1 protein-coding gene and 1 pseudogene are annotated in these 1,260 nt (G+C 54.0%); both read left to right on the top strand.

Annotation, left to right across the window (positions count from 1 at the left end; genetic code table 11):
- Window positions 1-984 (top strand): ammonium transporter family protein (locus B1757_RS07320; protein ID WP_101537696.1); only part of this gene is annotated, 984 nt, incomplete at its 5' end.
- A 146-nt stretch (window positions 985-1,130) separates the two neighbouring features.
- Window positions 1,131-1,260, top strand: a pseudogene (locus tag B1757_RS07315) (ISL3 family transposase); the annotation flags it as partial.

Below are 1,260 nucleotides of genomic sequence, written 5' to 3'. Positions count from 1 at the left end.
CCCTGGGTGTACTTCCAGTTTGTGTTTGCCGCCATTACCCTGGTGATTATGGCTGGCGCTTTTCTGGGGCGCATGAGTTTCAAGGCCTGGATGATATTTGTGCCATTATGGCTGACCTTCTCCTATACGGTCGGCGCCTTCAGCCTCTGGGGTGGTGGCTTTCTTTCCACGCTCGGAGTCATCGACTATTCGGGTGGTTACGTCATCCATTTGTCGGCAGGTATTGCCGGCTTTGTAGGGGCTGCCGTGATTGGTCCCCGTCTTGCCCGTGATCGGGAAAACTTCCAGCCCAATAACGTACTACTGATGCTGGTAGGTGCAGGTATCCTCTGGCTCGGCTGGAACGGTTTTAACGGCGGTGATCCCTACGCTGCCAGCCGCGATGCCGGTGCAGCGGTACTGAACACCAATATTGCCACGGCCGTTAGCGTCATTGTCTGGACAGTCATGGATATTTTCTACTTCAAGAAACCTGCCGTTATTGGTGCGGTACAGGGTATGATTACCGGTCTGGTGGCCATTACTCCGGCAGCGGGTGTGGTGGATGGCTGGGGCGCTATTGCCATCGGCATAGCTTCCGGCATCATCCCCTGGTTGAGCATGAACATGCTGGGAAAAACTGCCCTGTTCCGCAAGGTGGATGACACTCTCGGCGTTTTCCATACCCATGCCGTAGCCGGGGTACTCGGTGGCATCATGACGGGTTTGCTCGCTACCAAGGAAGGCTGCAAGGCTTTCGGACTGAGCAATCCCGGTGGCGCCATTGATGGTAACTGGCATCAGGTCTGGCTGCAGATTATTGGCGCTGCCTTCATTATCGGTCTGAATATTGTGGTCACCTATATCCTGCTGAAACTGATCAGCCTGGTCGTACCACTACGTATGTCTGAAGAAGAACTGATGATTGGTGATGATGCCATTCACGGTGAAGAAGCCTATGCCTTCTATGGTGATGGCGAGCGGCGTCCGGTGACGGGTGACTGAAGTCAACGGCTAACACGGCAACAAACATACGGCGGGCAACCGCCGTTTTTTATGCAAGATTTCGAAAAATGACGGCTCTTCGTCAGATTGAGTGGGTAGGGGGTAGAATGCTGTGGAGCGGTCGTGCCCTGAATTGGAGTTAGCTGATGGTCCCTGAAGAGCTGTTTTCTCTCGCGTTAGGATTGGTTCCGCCGTGGTTGGTGGATCATGTGACTTTCACGGTGGAGGAGAAACGCCTGGATCTGCACATCAACTTTCCCAAGGGTAGTCGCTTTG

This window comes from Acidithiobacillus marinus (assembly GCF_002847505.1).
Lineage (GTDB): Bacteria > Pseudomonadota > Gammaproteobacteria > Acidithiobacillales > Acidithiobacillaceae > Acidithiobacillus > Acidithiobacillus marinus.
The sequence above is the reverse complement of the archived record's forward strand: the minus strand, read 5'-3'. Positions and strand labels throughout refer to the sequence as shown.